Consider the following 26,390-nt stretch of genomic DNA (forward strand, 5'->3'; position numbering starts at 1 on the left):
CGATACCGGGTGACAAACTTTGGAAGGACACTACATGCTGCACCGGATCGCGCTGTTGGCTATCGCCGCGCCGCGGCGGGTCATCGCCGTTGCCTTGCTGATCCTTATCGGGGCAACGGTTTTTGGCGCCCCGGTCGCTCCGAGCCTGTCGGTAGGCGGCTTCCGGGATCCGAGCTCGGAGTCGGCCCACGCCAGCGGGCTGTTAACCGACAAGTTCGGTCAAAGCGATCAACAGCTGGTGTTTGTGGTGACTGCGCCCGGAGGTGCCGCCAGCGATCAAGCTCGTCGGGTCGGCACCGATATCGGCGAACAGCTGTTGCGGTCCCCGCACGTGCTGAACGTGTCCTCGGCGTGGACCGCTGCACCGGAAATCGCGGCCGGGCTGATTAGCAAGGACGGCAAGTCCGGCTTGATCGTGGCCAACCTCAAAGGCGGGGAAAACAACGCGCCGAAATACGCCAAGGCGCTGTCCGATCAAATCGGGGGCGACCGCGACGGAGTCGACGTGCGCGCTGGGGGAATGGCGATGGTCTACGCGCAGGTCAACGATCAAACCCAGCGCGACCTGGTGTTGATGGAATTCATCGCAATCCCGTTGAGCTTCCTTGCGCTGGTGTGGGTGTTCGGTGGCCTGCTCGCGGCGGCGCTGCCCGTTGCCGTGGGGCTGATCGCCATCGTCGGTTCCATGTCGATACTGCGGCTACTGACTTTCACCACGGACGTCTCGATTCTGGCGCTCAACCTCAGCACCGCGCTGGGCCTGGCGCTGGCCATCGACTACACGCTATTGATCATCAGCCGCTACCGCGACGAGCTGGCCGAAGGAGCCACTCCCAACGACGCACTGATCCGGACGATGGCCACGGCCGGGCGAACCGTGCTCTTCTCCGCGACCACGGTAGCGCTGTCGATGGCCGTGATGCTGTTGTTCCCCATGTACTTCTTGAGATCGTTCGCCTATGCCGGAGTTGCAACCGTCGCATTTGCGGGTCTGGCGGCGATCATGGTGACCCCGGCAGCGATTGCCGCACTGGGGCCCCGGCTGGACTCCCTGGATGTTCGCCGGCTGGCACGTCGGGTGCTGCATCGACCTGATCCGCTGCCGAGACGACCGGAACAGCTGTTCTGGTACCGGTCAACCAAGCTGGTGATGCGCCGAGCGATGCCCATCGGGCTGGCCGCGCTCGCCGTGCTGCTGCTGCTGGGATTCCCATTCCTGCACGTGAAGTGGGGCTATTCCGACGACCGCCTGTTGCCGCGATCTGCGTCCGCCCATCAGGTGGGCGACCAGCTCCGCAACGGTTTCGCCAACGATTCCGCGCCGGCGATACAGGTCGTCATCCCCAACGCGCGCGACCTGGTTCCTTCCGACTTTGACGGCTACGCTGCCGAACTGTCTCGGGTGCCCGACGTGTCCGCGGTAGCCGCTCCGGCCGGCACCTTCATCGATGGGCACGATGTTGGGCCACCGGAGGCCGCGACTGGGATCGTCGGCGGCAGTGCATTTTTGACCGTCGCCAGTTCCGCGCCGTTGAATTCGTCAGCCTCCGACACCCAACTCGACCGGTTACACAAGCTGCCGGGCCCCGGTGGCCGGTCAGTCCAGCTCGCTGGCCTCGCGCAAGCCGACCGCGACAGCGTCGAAGCCATCACCTCGCGCCTGCCGCTGGCGGTCGGATTTATCGCTGTCGTCACCTTCGCCCTGCTGTTCTTGCTTACCGGTAGCGTGGTGCTGCCACTCAAGGCGTTGATCCTCAACGTCTTATCGCTGACGGCGACGTTCGGTGCCTTGGTGTGGATATTCCAAGAGGGCCACCTTGACGCCCTGGGGACCACGTCTACCGGAACGCTGATCGCCAACACGGCGGTACTGATGTTCTGCATCGCGTTCGGCCTATCCATGGACTATGAGGTGTTCCTGGTGTCACGGATTCGCGAGTACTGGCTGGCATCGGCCCGTAGCAGCGACGCCAACGACGTGTGCGTGGCGTTGGGAGTGGCCCGTACCGGGCGCGTGATCACCGCCGCCGCGCTGGTCATGTCAATCTCGTTTGCCGCGCTGGCCGCCTCGCAGGTCTCGTTCATGAGGATGTTCGGGCTCGGACTGACCCTGGCCATACTCATGGACGCGACCGTGATACGCACCGTACTGCTACCGGTCTTCATGCATGTGCTGGGCCGGGCCAACTGGTGGAGCCCCAAACCGCTAGCCTGGCTGCACAACCGAATCGGCATCAGCGAATCCGCCAGCCACGCCAGGCACGTGGCGCCCGGTTACTTGGCCGAGGATGAATAGCAGGAGCCGGTCTGTAACGGGCCGTGTGACGCAATCGGGTTGGCCCCGAGCCGTTTTCGCATGCCTGGGTTCCGGCCGGCCGGACCGCGCACGAAAACCGACCCGCGTCGTCGTCGCCCTGGACTCAGTCGTCACTCAGGGTCGCTATATCGGCTGCAGCAGAATAGGTTCCGCGGGCAGAGCGAAATGACTCAACCGGCCTCGGCGGGCGTGGGCGCCTCGCCGAAGCGCGCCAACACCAGCGTTCCGCACACGGCCACAACGAATCCCGCGATCACCAGCCAGCCGAGGCCGTCGCGGGCGGAGTCACCCAGCCAGACGACGCCCACGATCGCGGGTGCGATCGTCTCGCCGACGACCATGGCCGCCACCGTCGTCGTCACCGAACCGCGGTGCAGGGCGGAGGTGAGCAGGAGAAATCCCGCGACCCCGCCGCCCGCGCCCGCGTAGAGCGCCGGCTGGGTGTAGAAGGCAGGCTTGGTCGGGTCGACCACGTCCATCAGGCGCACCGCGATTTCGACCACGCCGAATCCGCTTCCCGCGCAAAGGCCCAGGGCGAGCCCCCGGGCGCGGTCATGCAACCGGCCGGCGGCGGCACCGATGAGGAATATCGCGGCGACCACACCGATCAGCGCCCAGCCGAGTCCGGCCGGGGCGCGGCGAAAGTGCCCGGGACCCGCAGCGCACGCGAGCACGACGAGGCTCACGCAGACCACCGCGACGGCCGTCCATTCCGTCGCGGACAGCCGTGCCGACAGCACCCACGCCGAGACGATGCCGGTGACCGCGATCGATGCTGCCAGCGCCGCGGCCACGACGTAGATCGGCACCAACCGCAGCGCCATCACCTGAAGCAGAAACCCGAGGACGTCAAGGCCGATGCCGGCGATATAGCGCCACTGCCGGACGGCCCGCATCAGCAGCACCGCGTCGACGCCGGACTTGCTGGCGGGTTCGACCGATCGTGTGGCGACCGCCTGCAATACCGTGGCGGTGCCGTAGCACACCGAGCAGCCCAGCGCGAGCAGGAACCCGATGAGCACAGAATGACAATACGGGGGCCGGCGAGTGTGGGCCCTAGGTAGGGAAACTGCCGCGGATTCGTCCATAGGCCCCACGCTCAAGCCCAGGCAACTCACATCTGCGAGAGGATGCGGGCGAGCTTGGCGGTGTACTCCGACTCGGAGATCGCGCCGGCGGCGCGCAGCGCCTCCAGTTCCCTGAAGCGCTCGGGAACCGGCACCGGCGGGTCCGGATACGAAGGCGCCGTCGGATGCGCGGGCTGCCTCGTGTCCCGGATGCCCCATCCCGAGCCGAGGTTGACGAGCCGGAGCGCGAAGAGCACCCCGCCCGCGGTGATCGGCAGCCCGAGGTAGAGCATCCACCCGAGCGGCACGCCCGCGCGGCTCAGAGCGAAGTAGCGCGAGACCAGCAGCAGGGCGATCAGCGCGCCGGACAACAGGACAGCGGCCTTGGTCTTCATGCGGCAAGTGGAAACCGGGCGGGTGGCTACCGATCCCAACTGCGGCAAAGGCAATCCAGCACCAGGGCGGTGACGACGCCGTAGCCGAAGTGCGGAACCAAATCGCTGATCCAGCCGACGACGCCCCAGGTTCGCGGGTCGGTCACGCCGAGCACGGTCATCGGCCCGTTGGTGCCTATCAAGGCGATCGCCGTCGCGACCAGCGTGGCGACCACGAGGCTCGGGCGCCAGCCCAGCGCGTAGGCCAGCCCGAGGATCAGGCCCATCCCGATCCCCGCGGCATACCCGGTCAGCGCGCCCAGGCCGAGCAGCCGGTTGGCCAGGACGTCACCGGATCCCGGCACCGTCAGGCCGAACAGCTTCGCCATCGCCTCGACGGTCCGTTCGGGCGTGGAGCTCGTCGGCCGGCCGCGCACCGCGATGTCGAGATAGGTGATCACGTTGAGCGCGGTGGTACCGGCGGCTCCCGCGGCGGCGCCGCTCAGCAGCCCCGGCCACAAGTGGGAAGCCCGTGGGTATTTCATCCTGCCGCTGCCCTCCGCTTGTCGCGATGCGCATCTTCTGAAAAGAAACTACAGTTGACTGCCATGACGAACCGTATGCGCCGTACGGCGGCCGCGGTCTGCGCTGGCGCCGGTGTCGTGCTTGCGGTCGGGCTGGGCGTCACCGGCGCTGGTGAGTCGCCGAGCGGCGCGACGGCCCAGTCCTCGAGTGTCGCGCCCGCTCCCGGCGATGGGGGCGGCGCGATACCGGTGCAGCCCGTCGGCGGCGGCGCCTGCATCATCGGCCTGAACTGTGGCTGCATTCCGCACCGCACCTGTCCCACGCCGCACCCGCATCCCGGTACGGCGGGCGCCAACCAACACGACGCTCCGCCCCCGCAAAATCCGTAGCGACCGGGCTTCCTGACCAGGACCCGGGCGGCTTTCCTATCATTTGCGAATGAGCGCAGGTGGGCTGGATACCGTCGGCTCGCCGGCATTCACCGACGAGGACCCGGCCCTGTTTCGCGCCGCCGGCTGGTGGTCCGATTTGACGCTGTCGGCCGCGGTGCGCCAGAACGCTCGGTCGGCGCCGGAGCGTCCCGCCTACGTCGACCATCCCGGGAAGTCGCTGTCATGGCACGAATTCGACCGTGCCGCAACACAATTGGCCGAGCTACTGGCCGGTGTCGGTGTGGCGCACGGTGATCGGGTCGCGGTGTGGCACGGCGACTCCGCCGCCATCCACGTGCTGTTCGTCGCGATTGAACGGTGCGGTGCCGTCGTGGTCGGCATCGGCGCGCGCGCCGGGACCCGCGAGGTCGCCGCGATCCTGCGCAACGCGGGGCCGAAGATTCTGGTCAGCGACGCCCAGCGCGCCGACGCCGCGGTGGGCGTGGCCGGCGAATCCGCGCTGGTCCTGGACGGCGATCCGGGCGCGCTGCGGCTGAACGTCGACGCGGAGCCAAGGTCGGTGACCGCGGAGACACAACTGGGTCCCGACGACGTCTTCCTGATCAACTCCACCTCCGGGACCACCGGCCTGCCCAAATGCGTCGTGCACACGCAAAACCGTTGGCACTACTTTCACCAGAAGGCCGTCGCAAACGGGTTGCTGACACCGGACGACGTCTTCCTGCCGGTGATACCGACGCCGTTCGGGTTTGGACTTTGGACCAGCCACACGACGCCGATCTACCTCGGCGCCACCGCGGTGATCCTGCCGAGGTTCACCGCGTCTGCGGCGTGTGAGGCGATCGCCCGCCACCAGGTCACCGTGCTGTGTTGTGTCAGCACACAACTGACGATGCTGATGGCGGACCCGACATCTCGCGATCACGACCTGAGTTCGCTACGCGTCGTTTTCGCGGGCGGCGAGGCGCTGCCCTACCGGCCCGCCGCGGAGTTCGAGGACCTCACCGGAGCGAAGATCCTGCAGTTCTACGGCTCGAACGAGACGGGGATGCTGAGCGCGACCACGGTCGACGACCCCCGGGAGCGCCGGCTGCGCACCGGCGGCCGGATCGTCCCGGAGATGGCGGTTCGGCTCTTCGACGGCGACCGGGACGTCACCGCGACGGGGCGCGGACAGCCCGCGTGCCGGGGCCCGGCGACGAGCCTCGGGTACCTGGGCGGGACCGACCACGACAAGCTGTTCACCGCCGACGGGTGGATGCGCATGGGCGACATCTGCGAGATCGACGCGGACGGCTATCTGAGCGTCACCGGCCGGACGTCCGACTTCATCGTCCGCGGCGGCAAGAACATCAGCGCCAGCCAGGTCGAGGACGCCGCCACCACCCACCCCGCGATCGCGGTAGCGGCGGCCGTCGCGATGCCCGATCCGGTATTCGGTGAAAAGGTTTGCCTTTACGCCGAACTCGTCGAATCGCGGGCCGTCGATCTGCCGGAGCTCGTCGAGCACCTGTTGGCGCTGGGCGTCTCCAAGGAGCTGCTGCCCGAACGGCTCATCGTGGTCGACGAGCTGCCCCGATCGTCCGGCGGCAAGATTGCCAAAGGCCAGCTCCGCGAGGATATTCGAATCAGGACGGAGGCGGATCATGAACGCTCCTAACGCACGTCGAGGTGGCGTCGAGGTGTGGGCGCCGTCGGTGGTGCCCCCGATCGGCGTCGACCTGTCCAACGAGCAGGCGCTGGCCGTGGCTTTCCGGCACCTCGCCGGCATCGGCTTCGCGGAAAACATGGCCGGACACATCACTTGGCAGCTCGACGGCCAGACGGACATGTTCGTCAATCCGTGGGGGCTGTGGTGGCAGGAGCTCACCGCCTCGGATATCTGCGTGGTGGACAGCGAGGCGCGGGTGGTCCGCGGTCGATGGGATGTCACCCCGGCCATCCACATCCACACCGAACTGCACCGGGTGCGCGACGACGCCCGGGTCGTCATCCACAACCACCCCTACTACGTGTGCGTGCTCGCCGCGTTGGGCAAGCTTCCCGAACTCGTCCACCAAACCGGTTCGCTCTACCTCGACGACCTGTGCCTGGTCGACACGTACGACGGGGAAGTCGACAGCCCCGCGCGCGCCGCGGATCTCGCCGCGCGGATCGGCGGCGCCAACCTCACGATCCTGGCCAACCACGGCGTCATCGCGACGGGTCGCAACCTGCCGGAAGCCGTGTACCGGGCGGCGTCCATCGAACGGGTCTGCAAGCTGGCCTACGACGTCATGCTCACCGGCCGGGAACCGGTGAAGATGAACTGGTCGGACATGGCCGGCATGCAGCGGTCGCTGATCGAGCGCGCCGCCGACGTGTACTGGGCGGGGGCGGCCCGGATGACCATCAAGGCCGATCCCGATGTCCTCACGTGATGCCCGTGAAACGTGGGCGTTGCGTGTGTCCCCTTGGCGCGTGTCGGCCCAGATTCCCGCCCTGGGCGCACAGTCAAAGCCGTCAGCGCACACTCAAGCGCCCTGCCCCGCGAGGAGACTGACGAGTGAAATCGATCGATGAGCTGGCCGGCGACCTGAACTTCACCACCGCCAAGACGGGCGGCGACCGCTCGGTTACCTTCCTGCCCGATCCGCCCCGCGCGCCACGGCGTTACGCGGTGATCTCGGTGGACGACCACATCGTCGAACCGCCCGACACCTTCACCGGGCGACTGCCCCGCAAGTTCGCCGACCGCGCCCCAAAAGTCGTGGAGACCGGCAGCGGGGGACAGACCTGGGTGTACGACGGCCGGGAACTGCCCAACGTCGGATTCAACGCCGTCGTCGGGCGGCCGGTGGCCGAGTACGGCTTCGAGCCGGTCCGGTTCGACGAGATGCGCAGGGGCGCATGGGATATCCACGCGCGCGTCAAAGACATGGACCTCAACGGCATCTACGCCTCGCTGAACTTTCCCTCGTTCCTCCCGGGGTTCGCAGGCCAGCGGCTGCAGCAGGTCACCACGGACCGCGACCTGGCGTTGGCGTCGGTGCGGGCATGGAACGACTGGCACCTCGAGGTCTGGGCGGGCTCGTATCCCGAACGCATCATTCCCTGCCAGCTGCCGTGGCTGCTGGACCCCGAACTCGGCGCGAAGATGATCTATGAGAACGCCGAACGCGGCTTTCACGCCGTCACTTTCAGCGAGAACCCGGCGATGCTCGGGTTGCCCAGCATCCACTCCGGCCACTGGGACCCGATGATGGCGGCGTGCGCCGAGACGGACACCGTGGTGAACCTGCACATCGGCTCCTCCGGTTCTTCACCGTCCACCACCGACGACGCGCCGCCGGACGTCCAGGGCGTGCTGTTCTTCGCCTACGCCATTTCCGCGGCGGTCGACTGGCTGTACTCCGGCCTGCCCAGCCGGTTCCCCAACCTGAAGATCTGCCTGTCGGAGGGCGGAATCGGCTGGGTCGCGGGCTTGCTGGACCGCCTCGACCACATGCTCAGCTACCACGCGATGTATGGCACCTGGCAGGCCCTCGGCGAAAGCCTCACTCCCGCAGAGGTTTTCACCCGCAACTTCTGGTTCTGCGCGGTGGAGGACAAATCGTCGTTCGTGCAGCGCGACCGGATCGGCGCTGACAACATCATGCTGGAGGCCGACTACCCGCACTGCGACTCCACCTGGCCGCATACCCAGGAAACGATCCACGAACAGATCGGCGATTTGCCACCGGACGTGATCCGAAAGTTCAGTTGGGAGAACGCGTCTCGGCTGTACCGGCATCCCGTGCCGGTCGAGGTCCAGCGCAATCCCGATGCTTTCTAGGCCTTTTCGGGTTGACGCTCGTGGGGACACGGGCAATCCGTGTCGCCGCGCGCCGAAAGGTGGTGCGACGCGCCCACCGGCGCCGACACGGATGACGATACGGACGCCAGCGACACGTCCCTCGGGCACGACGGCTCCGCGATCCAGTTCATGAACTGCCAGATGGCGGCCACCAACGTGATGAGCAGCAAGGCCGTCGCGACCGCGTGGAAAACCAGGTAGTAGCAGTATCCGGACGGGGACTGCGGTGAACCATCGCCAGCGGCAACCGTTTTGAACGTCGCAATTCCCATCAAGACAGCCTCCCTATTCGACCCGACGGCATCGACCCCGACAACAATTGCTCGTTAGTCCTTCGGAGCGAGGCCCCCACCGGATGGCGAACACGTCGCATCGACCGAACACAATGCGCAAAAGCTCTGGTCGCGGCGGTCGCGGGCGTGCGTTTTGAACCGCCGGGCGATGGGTAGCCGTTCGGGGACGTCGGTCCGCGCGTTCAAATCCGACCGTCAGACAAGCAGTGGGATTGGCAGGCGAATGAACACCCTCGCGTTGCTGGCCGGCCGCTACGAGGTGCGCGGCAGGCTGGGCCTGGGCGGCATGGCCGAAGTTCGCGACGGCTGGGACACCCGACTGAACCGGCCCGTCGCCATCAAGCTATTGCACCCGGTGTTCAACGCGCAGCCCGACATTCGGAAGCGATTCGACGCGGAGGCGCGCGCGGCCGCGGCGCTGAACCATCCGAACATCGTGGCGGTTCACGACTGCGGCGAGCACGACGGCATACCTTTCATCGTGATGGAGCGGTTGCCGGGCAGTTCGCTGGCCGACCAGATCGCCCGCGGTCCCCTTCCGGTCCCGCACGTCCGAGCCACCCTCGACAACGTTCTCGCCGCGCTGACGGCCGCGCACCGCGCAGCGATCCTGCATCGGGACATCAAGCCCGGAAACATCCTGGTCGGTGCCGACGGCGAGGCCATGAAGGTCGCCGACTTCGGGATCGCCAAAACCCACGAGGCAGTCGCCCACACGATGACGGGCCAGGTCTTCGGCACCATCGCCTACCTGAGTCCCCAGCGGCTCGCCGGGGCGCCGGCGACCGTGGCCGATGACCTCTACGCCGTCGGGGTGGTCGGCTATGAGGCGCTCGCGGGGCATCGCCCCTTCCCGCAGGAGAACATGGGCGCCCTGGCCCGCGCCATCTTGCACGACCGGCCGCCGCCGCTGGCCCTGCTGCGACCCGACGTCGATCCCGCCCTGATCACCGCGATCGAACGCGCGATGGCGCCGGATCCGCGACAGCGGTTCGGCGGCGCCACGGACATGCGGGGCGCCCTGCACGGTCGTGGGGCGGCCGTGGTGGCGGGGATGCCCGTCGCGGCGCCGCCGCGCCGGCCGACCAAGGTGCTCGAGGCGCCCCTGCCGGCGCGGAATCCGCGGCCCGGGGGCCGGACGAGGAAGCTGCTTGCCGCCGCGGCCGTCCTGGCGGCGATGCTCGTTGTCCCGTTTGCGATCGCTTCCGACCCGGCGCCCTCGAGCGCGCCCGCCAATCCGGTGACGACGAGCACCCCGTCGCCGGTGCCGGTGCCGGTGAGCAATCCGGTTCCGCCGGCCCCTCCCACGGAACAGCCGGCGCCTCCGCCACGGCATGGCCCCGGCAAGGGGCATGGCAAGGGACACGGCGGCGATTAGGCCTCCCAACCCCACGAGCACAATGCGCAAAAGCTCAAAATCGCTCGTTGAGCGGGTATTGCGCACAAGCGCGTCTGCGCCGTAATCGCTCCGTAGCTTCGAGTGAACAAGGTGTCGAGACCCCCTCGACCCAGACACCGACCAGGAGCGCGCCGTGTTCACTCAGCCGGAACTGACTACGGGATCAAACGCCTACAGCGGGACGTCCGCTGCGCTTCCGCAGCGACTGCCCACGGGGCGGGACGGCTATGTCGAGCGCACGGTCATCGCCAGTGACGGCGTGCGGCTCGCGGTCCGTGACTACGGTGCGGCCGGCGCCCGGGATCACACCGTGGTCCTGATGCACGGCCTGTGCCTGACCCAGTCGAGCTGGGCCCTTCAGGTCCGCCACCTGGTGCGTCGGTGGGGCGACAGCGTGCGAATCATTACCTACGACCACCGCGGCCACGGCCGTTCGACCGGGGCCGACATGCACACTTACGAGATCGACCGGCTGGCCGCAGACCTCGCCGACGTCCTCGCCGTTCTGCGCGTGAGCGGCCCGCTGACCCTGGCAGGCCACTCGATGGGCGGGATGACGGCCCTGGCCTACCTGGCGCGGCCGGCCGCCGAGCGCCCGGTGGAGCCGCAGGGCCTCGTCCTGGTGGCGACGGCGGCGGGCCGGCTCGCCGAGCGTGGGCTGGGCCGCTTGCTGGCCAGCCGGGCCACGGGAGCGCTGTTCGATCTCGTGCACCATATGCCGCGGCGGGCGACGGATCAGGCGATCAACGGGCTGGTGCGACCCGTCTGCGAAGGCCTCATCAAATATTCCGGCGTCGAGCGCAACGGCGCCGCAGCGGTCACCCAATCCGCGATCCGCACGATCTCCTTGACGACGGCGGCCGGCTTCCTGCCCAGCCTGAAGCGGTACGACCAGTACGACGGGCTCTCCGCGATCGCCGCGAACACGGTCGTCATCAGCGGTGGAGCGGACCGGACCACGCCGGCCGAGCACGCGCGTGATCTGGCGGCCGCCATCCCGGGCGCCACCCACCTGCACCGGCCCTCCGCGGGGCACATGCTGCTGGAAGAGGACGCGGAGTGCGTCAGCGCGGCGATCGACGGAGTGATGTCCATGCGGCGCCGGCCTGTCCGTGGCGCGGCCAGCTGACCGCCGGCGGCAGGCTCGAATGTTATGAGCGTGCAAATTCTTTTCGTTTGCTGTGCGGGAACGCCCGCGGCTCGCTAACGTCGGGCCATCGCAATTGGCTGACATCTCCGCCCCGGGGCGGAAGCGAACTGGAGGTTGCCCGATGAGGAAGATCGTTGCCGCCGGTGCTTTGGCGTTCTGTGGGCTGCTGACCACCGGCGTCGGCATCAGCAACGCCGAAGAGATTCAGGTCGAAGGCAACTACGCGACCCAGGCCGCGTGCGAGGTAGACGGCCCCCACGTAGAGGTCAACCACCCCGGCACCTTCACCCATTTCTCCTGCGTTCAGCATTCCGACGGCCTCTGGTACCTGTATCTGAGCAACTGATTTCCCGGCCCCGGCCGGTAGCCGGTCAGAGGTCGGAGGCCAACCGCCGCAGGATGTCCGCCGCGGGCTCGGCGGTGGCGTGCCGATACCCGGTGCCCGCCCACAGGTGGACGTAGTCCGGCTTGCCCGCCGCGGCGGCAGCCTTGCGCATCGGGCTGGTGAGGTAGTGAATCGCCGGGTAGCCCAGCGGCGCCTGCGCCTCGTGGGCATCGATGAACGCGTTACGCAGGCCGCGGGCCGGCCGGCCGGTAAAGGCCCGGGTGATCACGGTCTCGCTGTAAGCCGGATCCATGAGGGCGGCCTGGTGGGTGGCCGAGGCGCCGCTTTCGGTGGCGCGGAGCAGAACCGTTCCGACCGCGGCCGCCACGGCGCCGGCGCGGATCACGTCGGCCACCGCGACCGGAGTGGCGAGGCCACCGGCGGCCATCACCGGCAGCGGTACCGTCGCGACGATCTGCGCGACGAGGTCGACGATCGGGACCGGTGTCAACGGCCTGCGGGGCGAGAGCGTGCCCGAATGCCCGCCGGCCGTCGCCGCCTGCACGGCGAGCATGTCGACCCCGGCGTCGCGCGCCTGCGCCGCCTCGTCGGGCGTCGTCACGGTCTGCACCACAACGGTATTGGCCTTCTTCAGGGCGGTGATCACCTCGCGCGGCGGTATCCCGAACGTGAACGACACCAACGGCACCGGGTCGTCGAGCAGCAGCGCGATCTTCTCGTCGAAGCGGTCGGTGTCGTCGATCGGCTCGGTTGGAAGCGTCAGACCGAACTGATCGGCCTCCTTTTGGACGATCGCTGCGTAGGCGCGGTAGCTGTCGGGGTCGACGGGCAGGGGATTGGGCGCAAAGAGGTTGATCCCGAACGGAATTCCCTCGGCACGCACCTTCTTGATCTCCGCCTCGACGGCGTCGACGGTCTTGTACCCGGCCGCCAGCATGCCGAGGGCGCCGGCCTGGGTCGCGGCCGACACCATCGCCGGCGTGGTCGGCCCGCCGGCCATCGGGGCGGCGACCAGCGGTATCGACATCTCGAACTGTTCCAGCATCGCAGTCCCCCTTCGAGTCCGGATCACACGCTGCCCTGAGAATATCGGCGAAGCATTGCCATTCCATCCCGGCGCCCGACCTGACAGGATGCTTCACCGTGAAGCGGCCCAACTTTCTAGTCATCGTGGCGGACGACCTCGGATATTCCGACATCGGCGCGTTCGGCGGCGAGATCAATACGCCGAACCTGGACCGGCTGGCCTACGCCGGCGTCCGGTTCACCGACTTCCACTCCGCCCCGGCGTGCTCGCCCACCCGGGCGATGCTGTTGACCGGCACCGACCACCACATCGCGGGCATCGGCACGATGCTCGAGGTCGCGATTCCCGAGTTCCGCGGCGCCCCCGGCTACGAGGGCTACCTGAACGACCGGGTCGTGGCCCTGCCCGAGCTGCTGCGCGACGCCGGGTATCTGACGCTGATGTCGGGCAAGTGGCACCTGGGCGACACCATCGAAACGTCGCCGTGGGCCCGCGGGTTCGAGCGCTCGTTCGCCTTGCTGCCGGCCGGCGCCAGCCACTACGGCCCCGCGGTAGGTGGCGGGTTTTCGCCCGTGGCAACGCTTTACACCGAGGATGACCAGTTCGTCACCGTTGGTGACGACTTCTACTCTTCCGACTTCTACGTCGACACCCTGCTGCGCTACTTCCGCGAGCGCTCCGACGAGGATGACCGTCCGTTCTTTGCCTACCTGCCATTTCAGGCCCCGCATTGGCCGCTGCAGGCGCCGGGCGAGACCATCGCGACCTATCACGGCCGCTACGACGCCGGACCCGACGAATTGCGCGAGGCCCGACTGGCGGCGCTGAAGAAGCTCGGCCTGTGCCCGCCCGACGTCGAGGCGCACCCGGTCGTGGCCGACGGCGCCCCCGAATGGGCCGACATGAGCGATGACGAGCGCGCGCGTTCGGCCCGCAGCATGGAGGTCTACGCCGCGATGGTGGACCGGATGGATCAGAACATCGGCCGGGTCATCGACTATTTGTCCGACACCGGCGAACTGGCCAACACCGTCGTGATCTTCCTGTCCGACAACGGCGCGGAGGGTGCGATGGTCGAGGCGATGCCGCTGCGCGGCGCCCAGATCGTCGCGCAGATCGAAAAGTACTGCGACAACAGCCTCGACAACCTGGGCGGGCCCACCTCGTTCATCTGGTACGGCCCGCGCTGGGCGCAGGCGGCCACCGCGCCGTCGCGACTGCACAAGGCGTTCACCACCGAGGGCGGGATCCGGGTGGTGGGCTTCGTGACCTGGCCCGGCTTTGCCCGGCAGGCCGAAGTCGGCACGGCCTTCACGACGGTCATGGACATCGCCCCGACGGTGCTCGAGCTCGCCGGTGTCGCGCACCCGGGCACCGCCTACCGGGGCCGCGACGTCGCGCCCATGCGGGGCCGTTCCCTGGTGCCATACCTGTCGTGCGAAAGCGAAGCGGTCCACGGCGTGGACACCGGCACCGGCTGGGAATTGTTTGGGCGCAGGGCGATCCGTCAGGGTGACTGGAAGGCGGTTTATCTGCCCGCGCCGTACGGTCCGGGCGCCTGGCAGCTGTACGACCTGTCCGGCGACCCGGGCGAGATCGAGGATCTGGCCGCCGAGCGGCCCGACAAGCTGGCCGAGCTGCTGGCGCTGTGGGATCGCTATGTCGAGGAGACCGGCGTGATCCTCGACCCCATCTCGGTGTTCGACGCCGACCTCTAGAAGCGGATTTCTTCGATAGCCGTGGCGGGTTGCGCCCGAGTGCTAGCGTCGGCTCCGTGTCAGCTGACGGCAACCCCATCCGTATCGGCATCTTGGGCGCGGCCCGCATCGCGCCCCTGGCGGTCGTCAACCCCGCAAAGCAACACAGCCAGGTCGAGGTGACCGCCGTGGCGGCCCGCGACCCGGCGCGTGGGCGGGACTTTGCCGCCAAGCACAGCATCCCGCGGGTGCACGACAGCTACGACGCGCTGATCGCCGACCCGACCGTCGACGCGGTCTACAACCCCCTGCCGAACGGCCTGCACGGCCGGTGGACGCGGGCCGCGCTGGACGCCGGCAAGCATGTCCTGTGCGAAAAGCCGTTCACCGCCAACGCCGCCGAGGCGCGCGAGATCGCCGCGATCGCCGCGAATTCCGATCGGGTGGTGATGGAGGCCTTCCACTATCGCTACCACCCGCTGACCCGCCGCGTCGAGGAGATCATCGCCTCCGGCGAGCTGGGCAAGCTGCGAAGGGTGGAGGCCGCCATGTGCTTCCCCCTGCCCAGGTTCTCCGACATCCGCTACAACTATTCGCTTGCCGGCGGGGCGCTGATGGACGCCGGGTGCTACTCGGTCCACATGGTCCGCACCTTCGGTGGTTCGACGCCGGAAGTCGTCTCCGCGCGGGCGAAATTGCGCGATCCGCAGGTCGACCGGGCCATGACGGCCGAAGTGAAGTTCGCCGGCGGGCACACCGGCCGAGTCCGCTGCTCGATGTGGTCGTCGCGGCTGCTGCAGATCAGCGCCCACGTGGTGGGCGAGCACGGTGAGGTGCGGGTCTTGAACCCCGTGTTGCCCAGCGCTTTCCACCGGCTCACGATCCGATCGCACGATGGTCGACGCGTCGAGCGCTTTTCGCGCCGCACCACCTACGCCTATCAGCTCGACGCCTTCGCCGCGGCGGTGCTGCGCGGGGAACCGGTCAAGACGACCCCCGAGGACGCGATCGAAAACATGACCGTCATCGACGAGATTTACCGGGCCGCGGGGCTTCCCCTACGCAACCCGAGTTGATCCTCCGGTGCACGCGTTCGCCTGCCCCCGGTGTCGCGGCTTCGCGCCCTTCGAATCGACGCGCTGCCCGAATTGCTCGGCCGAGCTTGGACTGCATGTGCCAAGCCGCGCGATGGTCGTGACCTCCTCCGGTGCGGCCGTCGTCGACGGCGAGGTCTGGATTCGGTGCACGAGGTCGGCCACCCTCGGCTGCAACTGGTTAACCCCGGAGCGCCAAGAAATCGGCGGCGAGCAGGGCCGATGCCTAGCCGATTCGCTGATCCGCCGAGAGCCCGACGCGGACGACACCATCGCAGTGGAGAAGCTCGCGTCCACCGCGCGTGCGCTGCGCCGCTTGGTATATCAACTCATCGACATCGGGTTGCCGATCGATCCCTACTGGCGGAAGGACGGCGGGCTGGCGTTCGACCTGCTGTCCAGTTACAGCGGCGGCGAGCGGGTGGTGATCGGACACGCCGACGGGGTGATCACCATCGACCTGGTGGAGTCGCTCGACGCCTACCGTGAGGCGCTGCGGGTCAATCTCGGCGAGCCCTATCGCACCATGCTCGGTCACTTCCGCCACGAGATCGGCCACTACTACCAAAACGTCCTCGTGGAGCAGGATCCCGGCGCCGCCCGCTATCTCGAAGAATGCCGCGAGATCTTCGGCGACGAGCGCGCGGATTACCAACACGAGATGGCACGACACTACAAATTCGGCCCCCCGCCGGACTGGGGCGACTCCTACATCTCCGAATACGCGACGATGCACCCGTGGGAGGACTTCGCCGAATGCTTCGCGCATTACCTGCACATCGCCGACACCATGGCCACCTCCCGCGAGGCCGGGATGGTCTTGCACGCCGACCGGGTCCGCTTCTCGGTGCCGCGCGATATTGTTCCGCTCGCGTCGTATGACGCTGCGCCGATTGAGCATCTGCTCGAAGACTGGAAGTGGTTGGCGCTGTTCTTCAATCAGGTGAACACCGCCATGGGAAAGAACCCGCTCTACCCGTTCCACATCCCGCCTCCGGTGGTCCGCAAGCTGGCATTCGTGCACAAAGTGATTCGAGGGACCGCGCGGCAGGGGTAGGCGAGGAGAGCCGGATGGGGCGGGATTGCCGGGACGTCGAGAAGCGCGCCTTCCGGCCCGTCGCCCCCACGGCCTGATAACTCAGGAGATCTCGGCCAACAAGCGCCGCGCCGCCTCGACGCAAGGGCGGAGGCGATCGATCGGGCTGACGCCCGCCAGCGCCAGAGACCTTCTCGGGACTTCGATTTCGATCACGATATCTGCGGGCAGCGCGGAAAGGATGTCGTGGAGCGGCAATTCACCCTCGCCGGGAACCATGCGTTCGAACATGGCTTCCTCCATGTAGTTGTCGCCCCGAGGCGCCAGCGTCGTGTCGTTGACTTGGGCGTACCCGATGTGGTTGGGGTCCATGGCCGCGATGTCCGCGGCGGTCGAGCCGGATCGCACCAGGTGCATGGTGTCGATCAGCAACCGAAAGTCGGCCCGCGCCACGTGTTCCCGGGCGGCCAGCGCGGTAGGCAGGTCGCCAATCGTCAGCCCCGGCACCGGTTCCACGACCGTCTGGATGCCGCGCTCGGCGGCCAGTTCTGTAAGGATCGCGAACTGGTCGAACGTGCGGCCGAGGTCGGGGTCAAGGCTCACCACGTTGATCCGCGGAACGCCGAGGTCGGCCAGCGCGTCGAGATCGCCCGCGAAATCCCGCATGTCGGCGCCGGGCGATACCAGGAACCCGTCGCCGAGCGAGATCGTGACGCCACGGTTGTCCATCGCGGTCCGCACATCTCGCCGCAGCGCCGCGTCCTTGAGGGAGAACGGCGGATAGCCGAGCGCTACCAGCGGAAGCCCCCGCACAACCGCCGACATGTACCTGCAGCCGAGGTCCGCGGTGAGATCGACGAATTCCGCTGGGGGAAGGCCGAAGCCGCCGAGAAATCCGACACCGAGGCGGTCCATTACGCGGGCCGGCCGGCCAGTTGGGCCAATTGATCAGCGGCCTGGGGTGTTTGCGTGGTCAACGCGATCTTCCCGGAAGTCACCGGCTCGACGATGATCGGCGCCTCCAGAACCAGGTCGTCGCGGACGAAGGCGACGTGGTCCTGCAGGTGGGCGGCGGTGAACGTTGCCCAGGCAGCCGCCGAAAGCGGGTCCATTGTCAGGCTCACCTCGTAGAAACCGGACGTCAGCGACGCCGGCGGGTCCACGTGTGTCAGCGCCAGCCGCATCGTCTCGGGACCCAACGTATAGAGGGTGCTCCGGGCCAGGTCGCAGGTAACCAGCACGTTCGTCGGCGCCACCGGACTACCCGGGTTGGTGGCGGGGCACTTGTTGGGCGTCGTCGGCTGCGACCTCTGCACCGGCCGGACCGGCAACGGCTGAATGCTCACCACGGGCGGCGGCGATTGGGTGGTCGTCGATGCGGCGGCGGTGGTTGGCGCGGTCGTGGAGGTGTGGTGTGGCGTCGAGTGGCAGCCGCACATCACCGCGCCGAGCAGCACAGCGCTCGTGAGGCCGCGGGCGCCCATCAGGGGCTTACGAGCGCGAGCGCTCGCCGGGATCCACGTCGGATCATGTCCACCACATTTTCATCCGACAACCCGTTGCGTCGGCGCGACACGCCCTTTACGGACACTACGAATATAGAGTACTGTCTCGCTGCGGATGCCCGCGATGGACAAACGACGAAAGCCCAACCCCACCGAACGCCGCCGCGACCTGTGCGACGCGGCGATCCATCTGCTGGCCGAGGAGGGCGCCAAGGGGTTGAGCCATCTCAAGGTCGACCGCCAGGCCGGGGTCCCGGACGGCACGACCTCGTTCTATTTCCGGACCCGCTCGGCGCTGCTGCGCGCCGCGGCCGAGCGGCTGGCGGAGCTGGATTTGGCGACTTTGCAGTCCGTGGCGGACGGGGCCGAGCGTCCCGACGGACAGCGAAACCACCCGTCACCGTCGCGGTTGTCGCAGGTGGTGATCCAGGCCGGGAACGAACCGCAATTGTCGCGAACCAGGGCCCGCTACGAGCTGACCATGCAGGCCACCCGCGACCCGGCGGTGGCGGCGATCCTGCAGCACGCCACGGACGCGTTCACCAAGCTGCACCGCGAAATCCTGGTGCAGCTGATGCCGCGCGGCGCCGACCTGGAGCCGGCCGTGGTCGAGGACCTGAGCAACATCACGCTCACCTTCATCAACGGTCTGCTGCTGCGCTTCGCCCATGGCGACCGAATCATCGACAGTCCCGAGCAGCTCGACGGGATCCTGGCGGCCATCGCCACCGGCATCCTGAAGAACCCCAACAAGGGCCGGCTGACTGAGACCGGCGGGTCGTCGGCTCAAAGCCTTGCCAGAGCACCCGCCATATGATTCTCTACGAGAATAGAGTAGGCGCAACGTATTTAAGCGAAACGTATAAATCATTCGGCCCGATTCCGTCGCCGACGGACGGCTCAGTGGATAGGTGAAAATGCAGGCGCTAGGAGGGATTTCGTGACGGCGAGCACGGACAGCGATGTTCATTTCGACCCGTACGACGTCGAGCTGATCGCCGACCCGTATCCGATGTTCGCGCGCCTGCGGGACGAGGCGCCGCTCTACTACAACGCCGAATACGACTTCTATGCGCTGAGCCGCTACGCCGATGTCAACAAGGCCCTCATCGACAACGGCACTTACAGCTCGGCCCGGGGCGTGATCCTCGAGTTGATCAAGGCCAACCTCGAAATCCCTTCGGGCATGCTGATCTTCGAAGACCCCCCGATCCACGACGTGCACCGCAAGCTGTTGTCGCGGATGTTCACCCCCCGCAAGATCAACGCGCTGGAACCGATGATCCGGGACTTCTGCGCGCAGCTCCTGGATCCCCTGGTGGGGTCGGGGCGATTCGACTTCGTCACCGATCTCGGTGCGATCATGCCGATGAAGGTCATCAGCATGCTGCTCGGGATTCCCGAGGAAGATCAGGAGTACATCCGCGATCGCGGGAACGCCCAGCTACGCACCGAGCCCGGCAAGCCGATGAGCGCCGCCGAGCACGGCCTGTCGGTGGGCGAGCAGTTCGAGGCCTACATCGACTGGCGCGCCGAGCATCCGTCCGACGACATCATGACCGAGCTGCTCAACGTGGAGTTCGTCGACGAGACCGGCACCACGCGGCGGCTCACGCGCAACGAGATCCTGGTGTACCTCAACGTCGTGGCCGGGGCGGGCAACGAAACCACGACCCGGCTGATCGGTTGGGCGGGAAAGGTACTCGCGGAGCACCCCGATCAGCGCCGCGAGCTCGTGCAGAACCCCGGCCTCATCCCGCAGGCCATCGAGGAGCTGCTGCGCTACGAGCCGCCGGCACCGCACATGGCGCGCTACGTGACGCGCGACGTCAGCCTGTATGACCAGACGGTGCCCGAAGGCAGCGTGATGATGATGCTGCTCGGGGCGGCCTGCCGCGACGAGCGCCAATTCGGGCCCGACGCGGGCGAATTCAACATTCATCGCCCCGCCCGCCCGCACCTCACCTTCAGCGTCGGTGCCCACTTCTGCCTGGGCTCGGCGCTGGCCCGGCTGGAAGGCCGGGTCGCGCTGGAGGAAATCCTCAAGCGCTTCCCGGAATGGGAGCCCGATCTGGCCAGCGCCACGCTCAGCCCTACGTCGTCGGTGCGGGGCTGGGAGACCCTGCCAACCGTGGTGCCGTGATGGCGGGCCGGGTAGCAGGGAAGGTCGCCTTCATCACCGGCGCTGCCCGGGGGCAGGGCCGCAGTCACGCGGTGCGCCTGGCCCAGGAAGGCGCCGACATCATCGCGATCGACGTATGCGGACCCATCGACAACCTGGCCTACCCGCATTCGACCCCTGAGGACCTCGCGGAAACCGCCGATCTGGTGAAGGGCCACAACCGCCGCATCGTGACCGCACAAGTCGACGTGCGTGACTACGACGCGCTCAAGGCGGCGGTCGACGGCGGGGTGGAACAACTCGGCCGTCTCGACATCGTCGTCGCGAACGCGGGCATCGGCACCTTCGGCAACAAGCTGCACAAGATTCGCGAGAACGTCTGGCAGGACATGATCGACGTGAACCTTTCGGGCGTCTGGCACACCGTGAAAGCCGGTGTGCCGCATATCATCGCCGGCGAACGCGGCGGCTCGATCGTGCTCACCGGCTCGGTCGGGTCGCACAAGGCCATGGCGTACACCGGCCACTACATCGCCGCCAAGCATGGGGTGATCGGGCTGATGCGCGCCTTCGCCGTGGAGCTGGGCCAGCACATGATCCGGGTGAACTCGGTGCACCCCAGCCAGGTCAACACGCCGATGACCATGAACGACGTGACGTTCCGCCTGTTCCGCCCGGACTTGGAGAACCCCGGACCGGAAGACTTTGCGCCGTTCTCGCAGATGACCCACACGCTGCCGGTGCCCTGGGTGGAAGCCGCCGACATCAGCAACGCCGTCCTGTTCCTCGCCTCTGACGAATCTCGTTATGTCACCGGCGTTTCGCTACCCGTCGACGCGGGAGCTTTGCTCAAGTAAAGAAAGTGGAGACCGATGCCTGAGTACGACTACGAGAAGCTGAAGAAGGAAGCCGAGCAGTACATCAAGTTCGAGAAGGACAAAAAGAACAGGATCGCCTACATCACTTTCGACCGTCCCGACGCGCAAAACGCCACGACGCTGGGCATGCGGCAGAACTACGCCGACCTGATCCACAAGTGCAACGTCGACGACGACGTCAAGGTCGTGGTGATCCGCGGCGAGGGCGAGGATTTCGGTAGCGGCGGCGACCTGCCCGAGCAACGCCCGATGCTGGAGAATCCGGGCCTGCCGCTGCTGCACGAGCTCGCGATCAACGACGACGACGTCAAGTACCCGCCGGGCGGGTCGTACCGCTACCTGTCCACCGTCACGGACTTCTACGCCAAGGCGCGCGCGGGAAACCGCCCGCTGCAAGAACTTCGGAAGATCAGCATCATCGAGGCGAAGGGCTACTGCTACGGGTGGCACTTCTATCAGGCCGGCGATGCCGATCTGGTGGTGTCCTCGGACGACGCCTTGTTCGGCCACCCCGCGTTCCGGTACGTGGGCTGGGGCCCCCGCCTTTGGTGGTGGGCGGAGACGATGGGCCTGCGGAAGTTCTCCGAAATGCTGTTCACCGGGCGACCGTTCAGCGCGAAAGAGATGTACGACTGCGGTTTCGTCAACAGCGTGGTGCCCCGCGAGAAGCTCGAAGAAGAGACGCTGAAATACGCGATGGCGTGCTCGCGCTCGCGTCCCACGGACACGGTGGCGGTGCAGAAGACCTTCCTGGAGCTCTACAAACAGCACAAGGGCGAGTACTTCGGCAGCCTGCTCACCGGCATGGTCGAGGGCATGCTGCCGCTGATCCAAAACGATGCACAAGAGGTCGACCTCACCGAGGGCACCTTCGAAAAGGGCCTCAACAATGTGGTGAAGGACAATGACCTGAACTTCCCGCCGGAGTGGCGCCTGAGCCGCTCGGGACGGAAGAAGCCCTGACCGTTCCGAGGGGCCGTCCATGTCCGCGTTGACGGGCTTTCGGATCGTCGAGTTGGCCGAGACGGTCGCGGGGGAGTACTGCGGAAAGCTGCTCGCCGACTTCGGTGCCGAGGTGATCAAGGTCGAGGCGCCCGAACGCGGCAGCCGCACTCGCGCGATGGCGCCCATCCTTGCCGACGGTCCTGAGGGCAGCGCGCTGTTCGCCTACCTCAATAGGAACAAGCGCTCCGTCGTCATGGACGCCGAGCGCCTGGATGACCTGATCGGATCGGCCGACGCGGTCATCGAGGACGGGGTTTCTGGGGCCCCGGGCCGTTCGGAACGGCATCCGTCCGTCGTGTTCTGCTCGATCACGCCGTTCGGCGCCGAGTTCGATAACGCCAAGAGCCTCAACGTGTTCCACGCCAGCGGGTGGGGATATCACACACCCAGCCACGCCGATCCCGCCAAGCCGCCGCTGCAGGGGCCGGGGCGGTTCCTGGCGGACTACGAGGCGGGCCTGGACGCGGCGCTGTGTGTCGCGTCATCGCTGTTCGGTCGGCTGCACACCGGCCGGGGAGAGTCCATCGACATCTCGCAGCACGCCGTGCTGGTCTCGCGGGCGGACTGCATCCTGGGCCGATTCATCACCGGGGAGGTTCCCGCCGAAGGGCGCCGCGACGACTACGACCAGGCCGGCCCCGCGTCGTTTTTCGCCTGCGCCGACGGCTTCGTCTACCTGTACATGACCAGCCGCGCCCACTGGACGGGACTCAAGGAACTCATGGGTCATCCGGACTGGCTGGATGCCTTCGAGGACGACTGGCTGGAGTTCTCGGTCACGCCGGAGAAGGTCGAGGCGTTTCGGCGGGGCTTCGCCGCATGGGTGCGGGACCTGACCAAAGAGTCGGCGGCCGATCGCGCGCAGCGCCTCGGGGTGCCGTTGGTCCCGGTCAACGAGGCCGCCGATCTGCACCGGTCGCCGCAATACCGCCACCGCGGGTTCTTTCAGGAGATGAGCCACCCCGCGCTGGGTGACGCGGCGTATCCCACCGTTCCGTACGCGCTGGGCGCGTCGCCGGCCCGAATCACCTCGGCCGCACCCACTCTCGGCCAGCACACCGACGCGGTCCTGGGCGGCCTGGATGTGCCGCGCACGCCGCCGACGGTCAGATTGCCGCAACTCAAGCCGCCGAAGCGCCCGCGGGGCGGGCCGCTGCAGGGCGTTCGCGTCGTCGAGCTCACCAAGGTGTGGGCCGGCCCGTACGCCGGTAAGCTCCTGGCACAGTTGGGCGCCGAGGTGATCAAGATCGAAACGGCAACCGCCCCCGAGGAAATGCGGGCCTACGGCGGCACCGACATCGACCACGCCCCGTACTTTCTCAGCATCAACCACGAGATTCTCAGCGTGGACCTCGATATCAAGTCGGACGAGGCCATGGCGCGGCTGCGAGAGCTGATCGCGCGCAGCGACATCGTCATCAACAACCTGCGGCCGGGCGCGATGGAGCGCCAGGGCCTGGGTTACGAGCAGCTCAGGGCCATCAAGCCGGACATCATCTCAGTGTCGATCAAGATGTGGGGCAACGACGGGCCGCTGGGGCATCAAACCGGTTACGCCCCATGCTTCGCCGCGCTGGCCGGGCTGGCGTCGCTGGTCGGCTACCCGGGCGGACCGCCCCTCGGAACGAGCATGCGCTACGGGGATTCCACCGTCGGAGCCGCCGCTGCGTACGCCGCCGTGGTGGCGCTGCTGCACCGGGAAGTCAGCGGCGAGGGCCAGTTCGTCGACGTGTCGGCGGTGGAGACGCTGTCCTCGATGGTCGGCGACTGCCTTCTCGAGCAAAGCCTCACCGCAGAACGTTTGGGGCGCAACGGCAACAAGCATCCCGATCTGTGCCCACATGGCTGTTACCCGTGCCGGGACGATTCCTGGATAGCGGTGGCCGTGGCAGACGACGCCGAATGGCGCCGCCTGTGCGAGGTGTTCGGCGCCGAGGCGTTGGCCGGCGATGCACGTTACGCCACGATGGAGGCCCGGCACCGCCACGCCGAACCGCTGGACGGCGAGCTCGCCGGGCTCACCCGTGACCACGACGCCGAGGAGTTGGCGCGACGACTGCGGGCCGCGGGAGTGGCGGCGTGCAAGAGCGCTACCGTGATTGACGTGATCGGCGACCAACGCCTGTGGGACCGCGAGCTCTTTCGCTTCGTGACGGATCACCGCGAAGGCCAGCGCCCGATAGTGGGGCCGTCGTGGCGGATGGCGCACTGCCCGGCGCGAATCGAACGCGGCGCACCGGACTTGGGCGAGGACACCGCGTACGTCTTGGGGGAGATCCTGGGTGCGGGATCCCCAATGGGAGGCGGACGGTGACGACGCTGGCGAATACCGTGGCCCTGGTTACCGGCTCCAGCAGCGGTATCGGGGCGGCAACGGCGAAGGCGCTGGCGGCAGAAGGCGCCGCGGTGGCCCTCCTGGCACGCCGTGCCGACCGACTCGCCGATCTGAAGGCCGAGATCGAATCAGCCGGTGGCACAGCGCTGGTCGTCACCGCCGATGTGACCGACGCCGAGGGCGTATCCGCGGCCGTGCAGCGCACAGTCGCCGAGCTGGGGCGGCTCGACACCGTGGTGAACAATGCCGGCCTGATGCGGTCCGGGCCGGCGACCGAGGCCTCCCTGCAGGATTGGGACGACATGGTCGCGGTCAACGTGCAGGGTGTCCTCTACGTCACCCGCGCCGTGCTCCCGCACCTGGTTGAGGCGGCCGGCAACTCACCGCGCGGCGTCGCCGATCTGGTCACCATCAGCTCGACCGGCGGCTGGGTGGCCCGACCCAACACCGCGGTGTACTCGCTCACGAAATTCGGGGTGAACGCGTTCAGCGAGGGCATCCGCCAAGAGCTGCTCGAAAACCGGGTGCGCGTCGGCGTGGTGGCTCCCGGAACTGTCGACACCGAGATCTTCAGCCACCTTCCCGTACCCGCACGGGAGGCGGTCGCGCGCCAGACGGCCGGCATGGTCAAGTTGCGGCCGGAAGACATCGCCGACGCGGTGCTCTACATGGTGACCCGCGATCGCCGGGTCGCCGTCAACCACATGCTGGTGCGCGCGGCGGAACAGACTTGGTGAGCTACGGCGAGCAATCCGGCCTCGCGATCCCGGCGGACCCCAACGCTTTACGCCACGCCGGCGCGCGGTTCCTGACCGAGGCGTTTCGGGCTTCGGGCGTGCTCGCCGACGGTAACACCGTCACGCGCATATCGGAGTTCCGGGAGGTCGCCGGCGGCAGCACCGGACGCAAAGTCGAGCTGTCGGTCGAATACAACCGACCACAACCTGATTTGCACACCGACCTGTTCGTCAAGTTCTCGCGCGATCTCGAAAACCCGGTGCGGGACCGGGGAAGGACGCAAATGGAGCCGGAGGTCCGGTTCGCTGCCCTGTCGCGGACACCCGGATTTCCCATCGCCGTGCCCACGGTGCAGTTTGGCGACTACGACCGCCAGACCGGGACGGGAATCCTGATCACCGAACGAATCCCCTTCGGCTGCAACGGCATCGACCCTCAGTATCGCAAGTGCCTGGACTACGACATGCCCGACCCGCTCGGCCACTACCGCGCGCTGCTCAGCGCGCTGGGCCGGCTCGCGGGAACTTACGGATCCGGACGCCTTCCGGAGTCGCTGGCGTCATGCTTTCCGCTGGACGTGCGGGCGGCGATGGTGGGTGACCGAGCCCCGTTCAGCCCCGAGAAGTTGGACCGGCGCGTGTCCCAGCTGACCGGATTCATCGAAACTCACCCTGGGCTAGTGCCCGCCAATGTCGGCTCGCCGGAGTTCTTGGCGCGCCTCCGGGCCGAGGTGCCGCGAGTCGCGCGTCACGAGCACACGATCACGAGCCGGCTGACCGACGACCCCGACTACGTCGCGCTGTGCCACTGGAACGCCAACATCGACAACGCCTGGTTTTGGCGCGACGGCGACGGCGTTTTGCGCTGCGGCCTGCTGGACTGGGGATGCGTGAGCCAGATGAACATGGGCATGGCCATCTGGGGCGCGATGTCCGGCGCCGAAACCGACATGTGGAACGAGCATTTCGACGAGTTGCTGCAGTTGTTCGTATCGGAGGTTGAGCGCTGTGGTGGCCCGCGGCTCGATCCCGACCGACTGCGCCGGCACACGCTGCTGTACGCGGCGGTGATGGGGGTCGCGTGGCTGCTCGATGTGCCGGCGTTGATCCGCGCGCGATTCGGAACCGATGCGCCGGCGAGCCGGATGGATCCGCGGATCAGGGACGACGAGAGCGTGCGGGCGCCCCTGCAGATGCTGTCAAATCTGCTGAACCTCTGGGAAAGGCATTGCGTGGAATCCCTTGTGTAACTTTAG

24 protein-coding genes and 1 pseudogene are annotated in these 26,390 nt (G+C 67.5%); 18 read left to right on the forward strand and 7 right to left on the reverse strand.

What is annotated here, in order from left to right; genetic code table 11:
* Positions 1–34: 34 nt before the first annotated feature.
* Positions 35–2,296 (forward strand): MMPL family transporter, encoded by a 2,262-nt coding sequence (locus tag N415_RS16450; protein ID WP_068183914.1) that lies wholly within the window; start codon positions 35–37, stop codon positions 2,294–2,296.
* A 191-nt stretch (positions 2,297–2,487) separates the two neighbouring features.
* On the opposite strand, the gene N415_RS16455 is transcribed toward N415_RS16450, so the two are convergent.
* From N415_RS16455 to N415_RS16465, 3 genes are all read right to left on the reverse strand, one after another.
* On the reverse strand, positions 2,488–3,339 hold the full coding sequence (locus tag N415_RS16455; protein ID WP_068183916.1) for a DMT family transporter: 852 nt from the start codon (positions 3,337–3,339) through the stop codon (positions 2,488–2,490).
* 92 nt (positions 3,340–3,431) lie between these two features.
* The gene (locus tag N415_RS16460) at positions 3,432–3,779 is read right to left on the reverse strand and encodes an SHOCT domain-containing protein (protein WP_068183918.1); all 348 of its coding nucleotides are present in this window, start codon (positions 3,777–3,779) and stop codon (positions 3,432–3,434) included.
* Between the two features lie 26 nt (positions 3,780–3,805).
* A complete protein-coding gene (locus N415_RS16465) occupies positions 3,806–4,303 on the reverse strand; it encodes a hypothetical protein (RefSeq protein ID WP_068183921.1) in 498 nt (165 codons plus the stop codon).
* Between the two features lie 63 nt (positions 4,304–4,366).
* Here N415_RS16465 and N415_RS16470 point away from each other — a divergent pair, with 63 nt between their 5' ends.
* The 4 genes from N415_RS16470 to N415_RS16485 all read left to right on the forward strand — a co-directional run bounded on the left by N415_RS16470 (position 4,367) and on the right by N415_RS16485 (position 8,489).
* A complete protein-coding gene (locus tag N415_RS16470) occupies positions 4,367–4,672 on the forward strand; it encodes a hypothetical protein (protein WP_152531427.1) in 306 nt (101 codons plus the stop codon).
* 49 nt (positions 4,673–4,721) lie between these two features.
* The gene (locus tag N415_RS16475) at positions 4,722–6,335 is read left to right on the forward strand and encodes a class I adenylate-forming enzyme family protein (protein WP_068183925.1); all 1,614 of its coding nucleotides are present in this window, start codon (positions 4,722–4,724) and stop codon (positions 6,333–6,335) included.
* Positions 6,322–7,095, forward strand: a complete 774-nt coding sequence (locus N415_RS16480) for a class II aldolase/adducin family protein (protein WP_068183927.1) — start codon at positions 6,322–6,324, stop codon at positions 7,093–7,095. The genes N415_RS16475 and N415_RS16480 overlap by 14 nt, the downstream gene beginning before the upstream one ends.
* A 125-nt stretch (positions 7,096–7,220) precedes the next feature.
* Positions 7,221–8,489 carry an amidohydrolase family protein gene (locus tag N415_RS16485; protein ID WP_068183930.1) on the forward strand — a complete coding sequence of 423 codons (1,269 nt, stop codon included), beginning with the start codon at positions 7,221–7,223 and terminating at the stop codon, positions 8,487–8,489.
* Here the strand turns inward: N415_RS16485 and N415_RS16490 are convergent.
* Positions 8,486–8,782, reverse strand: a complete 297-nt coding sequence (locus tag N415_RS16490) for a hypothetical protein (protein WP_068183933.1) — start codon at positions 8,780–8,782, stop codon at positions 8,486–8,488. The two genes, N415_RS16485 and N415_RS16490, sit on opposite strands and share 4 nt — an antisense overlap.
* A 244-nt stretch (positions 8,783–9,026) precedes the next feature.
* On the opposite strand from N415_RS16490, the gene N415_RS16495 reads away from it, so the two are divergent.
* The 3 genes from N415_RS16495 (at position 9,027) to N415_RS16505 (ending at position 11,698) form a co-directional block, all read left to right on the forward strand.
* Entirely contained in the window at positions 9,027–10,181 is a 1,155-nt protein-coding gene (locus N415_RS16495; RefSeq protein ID WP_068183935.1) for a serine/threonine-protein kinase, read from the forward strand.
* A gap of 154 nt (positions 10,182–10,335) precedes the next feature.
* Positions 10,336–11,331: an alpha/beta hydrolase gene (locus N415_RS16500; protein WP_068183940.1), complete on the forward strand. Its 996-nt coding sequence runs from the start codon at positions 10,336–10,338 to the stop codon at positions 11,329–11,331.
* A 142-nt stretch (positions 11,332–11,473) separates the two neighbouring features.
* Positions 11,474–11,698: a hypothetical protein gene (locus tag N415_RS16505; protein ID WP_068110900.1), complete on the forward strand. Its 225-nt coding sequence runs from the start codon at positions 11,474–11,476 to the stop codon at positions 11,696–11,698.
* Positions 11,699–11,723: 25 nt separating this feature from the next.
* On the opposite strand, the gene N415_RS16510 is transcribed toward N415_RS16505, so the two are convergent.
* The gene (locus N415_RS16510) at positions 11,724–12,743 is read right to left on the reverse strand and encodes a nitronate monooxygenase (RefSeq protein WP_068183943.1); all 1,020 of its coding nucleotides are present in this window, start codon (positions 12,741–12,743) and stop codon (positions 11,724–11,726) included.
* Between the two features lie 98 nt (positions 12,744–12,841).
* Between N415_RS16510 and N415_RS16515 the strand changes: the two genes are divergently transcribed.
* Genes N415_RS16515 through N415_RS16525 form a run of 3 tightly spaced genes read left to right on the forward strand, consistent with a single transcriptional unit; the run spans position 12,842 to position 16,573 of the window.
* Entirely contained in the window at positions 12,842–14,443 is a 1,602-nt protein-coding gene (locus N415_RS16515; protein WP_068183945.1) for an arylsulfatase, read from the forward strand.
* A gap of 56 nt (positions 14,444–14,499) precedes the next feature.
* Positions 14,500–15,498 (forward strand): Gfo/Idh/MocA family oxidoreductase, encoded by a 999-nt coding sequence (locus N415_RS16520; protein WP_068183947.1) that lies wholly within the window; start codon positions 14,500–14,502, stop codon positions 15,496–15,498.
* Positions 15,499–15,505: 7 nt separating this feature from the next.
* Complete coding sequence (locus N415_RS16525) at positions 15,506–16,573, forward strand: putative zinc-binding metallopeptidase (protein WP_068183951.1); 1,068 nt, start codon at positions 15,506–15,508, stop codon at positions 16,571–16,573.
* 81 nt (positions 16,574–16,654) lie between these two features.
* On the opposite strand, the gene N415_RS16530 is transcribed toward N415_RS16525, so the two are convergent.
* Both N415_RS16530 and N415_RS16535 read right to left on the reverse strand, forming a co-directional pair.
* On the reverse strand, positions 16,655–17,467 hold the full coding sequence (locus N415_RS16530) for a TIM barrel protein (protein ID WP_068183956.1): 813 nt from the start codon (positions 17,465–17,467) through the stop codon (positions 16,655–16,657).
* Complete coding sequence (locus N415_RS16535) at positions 17,467–17,991, reverse strand: preprotein translocase subunit SecD (RefSeq protein ID WP_239645600.1); 525 nt, start codon at positions 17,989–17,991, stop codon at positions 17,467–17,469. The genes N415_RS16530 and N415_RS16535 overlap by 1 nt, the downstream gene beginning before the upstream one ends.
* Before the next feature lie 190 nt (positions 17,992–18,181).
* Between N415_RS16535 and N415_RS16540 the strand changes: the two genes are divergently transcribed.
* The 7 genes and pseudogenes from N415_RS16540 to N415_RS16570 all read left to right on the forward strand — a co-directional run bounded on the left by N415_RS16540 (position 18,182) and on the right by N415_RS16570 (position 26,384).
* Positions 18,182–18,874 (forward strand): TetR family transcriptional regulator C-terminal domain-containing protein, encoded by a 693-nt coding sequence (locus N415_RS16540; protein ID WP_068184039.1) that lies wholly within the window; start codon positions 18,182–18,184, stop codon positions 18,872–18,874.
* Between the two features lie 123 nt (positions 18,875–18,997).
* Positions 18,998–20,200 carry a cytochrome P450 gene (locus N415_RS16545; protein ID WP_068183958.1) on the forward strand — a complete coding sequence of 401 codons (1,203 nt, stop codon included), beginning with the start codon at positions 18,998–19,000 and terminating at the stop codon, positions 20,198–20,200.
* A complete protein-coding gene (locus N415_RS16550; protein WP_068184042.1) occupies positions 20,200–21,036 on the forward strand; it encodes a mycofactocin-coupled SDR family oxidoreductase in 837 nt (278 codons plus the stop codon). Before N415_RS16545 ends, N415_RS16550 begins: the two co-directional genes overlap by 1 nt.
* 15 nt (positions 21,037–21,051) lie before the next feature.
* On the forward strand, positions 21,052–22,020 hold the full coding sequence (locus N415_RS16555) for an enoyl-CoA hydratase/isomerase family protein (protein ID WP_068183961.1): 969 nt from the start codon (positions 21,052–21,054) through the stop codon (positions 22,018–22,020).
* Positions 21,984–24,376: pseudogene (locus tag N415_RS16560) on the forward strand (CoA transferase). The gene N415_RS16555 and the pseudogene N415_RS16560 overlap by 37 nt, the downstream one beginning before the upstream one ends.
* Positions 24,373–25,134 (forward strand): SDR family NAD(P)-dependent oxidoreductase, encoded by a 762-nt coding sequence (locus N415_RS16565; RefSeq protein WP_068183969.1) that lies wholly within the window; start codon positions 24,373–24,375, stop codon positions 25,132–25,134. Before N415_RS16560 ends, N415_RS16565 begins: the two are co-directional and overlap by 4 nt.
* Positions 25,128–26,384 carry a hypothetical protein gene (locus N415_RS16570; protein ID WP_068183972.1) on the forward strand — a complete coding sequence of 419 codons (1,257 nt, stop codon included), beginning with the start codon at positions 25,128–25,130 and terminating at the stop codon, positions 26,382–26,384. Before N415_RS16565 ends, N415_RS16570 begins: the two co-directional genes overlap by 7 nt.
* Positions 26,385–26,390: the final 6 nt, after the last annotated feature.

It is taken from the genome of Mycobacterium sp. UM_CSW (genome assembly GCF_000455205.1).
Classification (GTDB): Bacteria; Actinomycetota; Actinomycetes; order Mycobacteriales; family Mycobacteriaceae; genus Mycobacterium.

Bases quoted from the DNA above. Each gene is read 5' to 3' on its own strand.
- N415_RS16475 (WP_068183925.1), top strand. From the start codon at position 4,722: ATGAGCGCAGGTGGGCTGGATACCGTCGGCTCGCCGGCATTCACCGAC.
- N415_RS16530 (WP_068183956.1), bottom strand. From the start codon at position 17,467: ATGGACCGCCTCGGTGTCGGATTTCTCGGCGGCTTCGGCCTTCCCCCA.
- N415_RS16470 (WP_152531427.1), top strand. From the start codon at position 4,367: ATGACGAACCGTATGCGCCGTACGGCGGCCGCGGTCTGCGCTGGCGCC.
- N415_RS16535 (WP_239645600.1), bottom strand. From the start codon at position 17,991: ATGTGCGGCTGCCACTCGACGCCACACCACACCTCCACGACCGCGCCA.
- N415_RS16555 (WP_068183961.1), top strand. From the start codon at position 21,052: ATGCCTGAGTACGACTACGAGAAGCTGAAGAAGGAAGCCGAGCAGTAC.
- N415_RS16460 (WP_068183918.1), bottom strand. From the start codon at position 3,779: ATGAAGACCAAGGCCGCTGTCCTGTTGTCCGGCGCGCTGATCGCCCTG.
- N415_RS16495 (WP_068183935.1), top strand. From the start codon at position 9,027: ATGAACACCCTCGCGTTGCTGGCCGGCCGCTACGAGGTGCGCGGCAGG.
- N415_RS16550 (WP_068184042.1), top strand. From the start codon at position 20,200: ATGGCGGGCCGGGTAGCAGGGAAGGTCGCCTTCATCACCGGCGCTGCC.
- N415_RS16510 (WP_068183943.1), bottom strand. From the start codon at position 12,743: ATGCTGGAACAGTTCGAGATGTCGATACCGCTGGTCGCCGCCCCGATG.
- N415_RS16480 (WP_068183927.1), top strand. From the start codon at position 6,322: ATGAACGCTCCTAACGCACGTCGAGGTGGCGTCGAGGTGTGGGCGCCG.
- N415_RS16450 (WP_068183914.1), top strand. From the start codon at position 35: ATGCTGCACCGGATCGCGCTGTTGGCTATCGCCGCGCCGCGGCGGGTC.
- N415_RS16540 (WP_068184039.1), top strand. From the start codon at position 18,182: ATGGACAAACGACGAAAGCCCAACCCCACCGAACGCCGCCGCGACCTG.
- N415_RS16490 (WP_068183933.1), bottom strand. From the start codon at position 8,782: ATGGGAATTGCGACGTTCAAAACGGTTGCCGCTGGCGATGGTTCACCG.
- N415_RS16505 (WP_068110900.1), top strand. From the start codon at position 11,474: ATGAGGAAGATCGTTGCCGCCGGTGCTTTGGCGTTCTGTGGGCTGCTG.
- N415_RS16465 (WP_068183921.1), bottom strand. From the start codon at position 4,303: ATGAAATACCCACGGGCTTCCCACTTGTGGCCGGGGCTGCTGAGCGGC.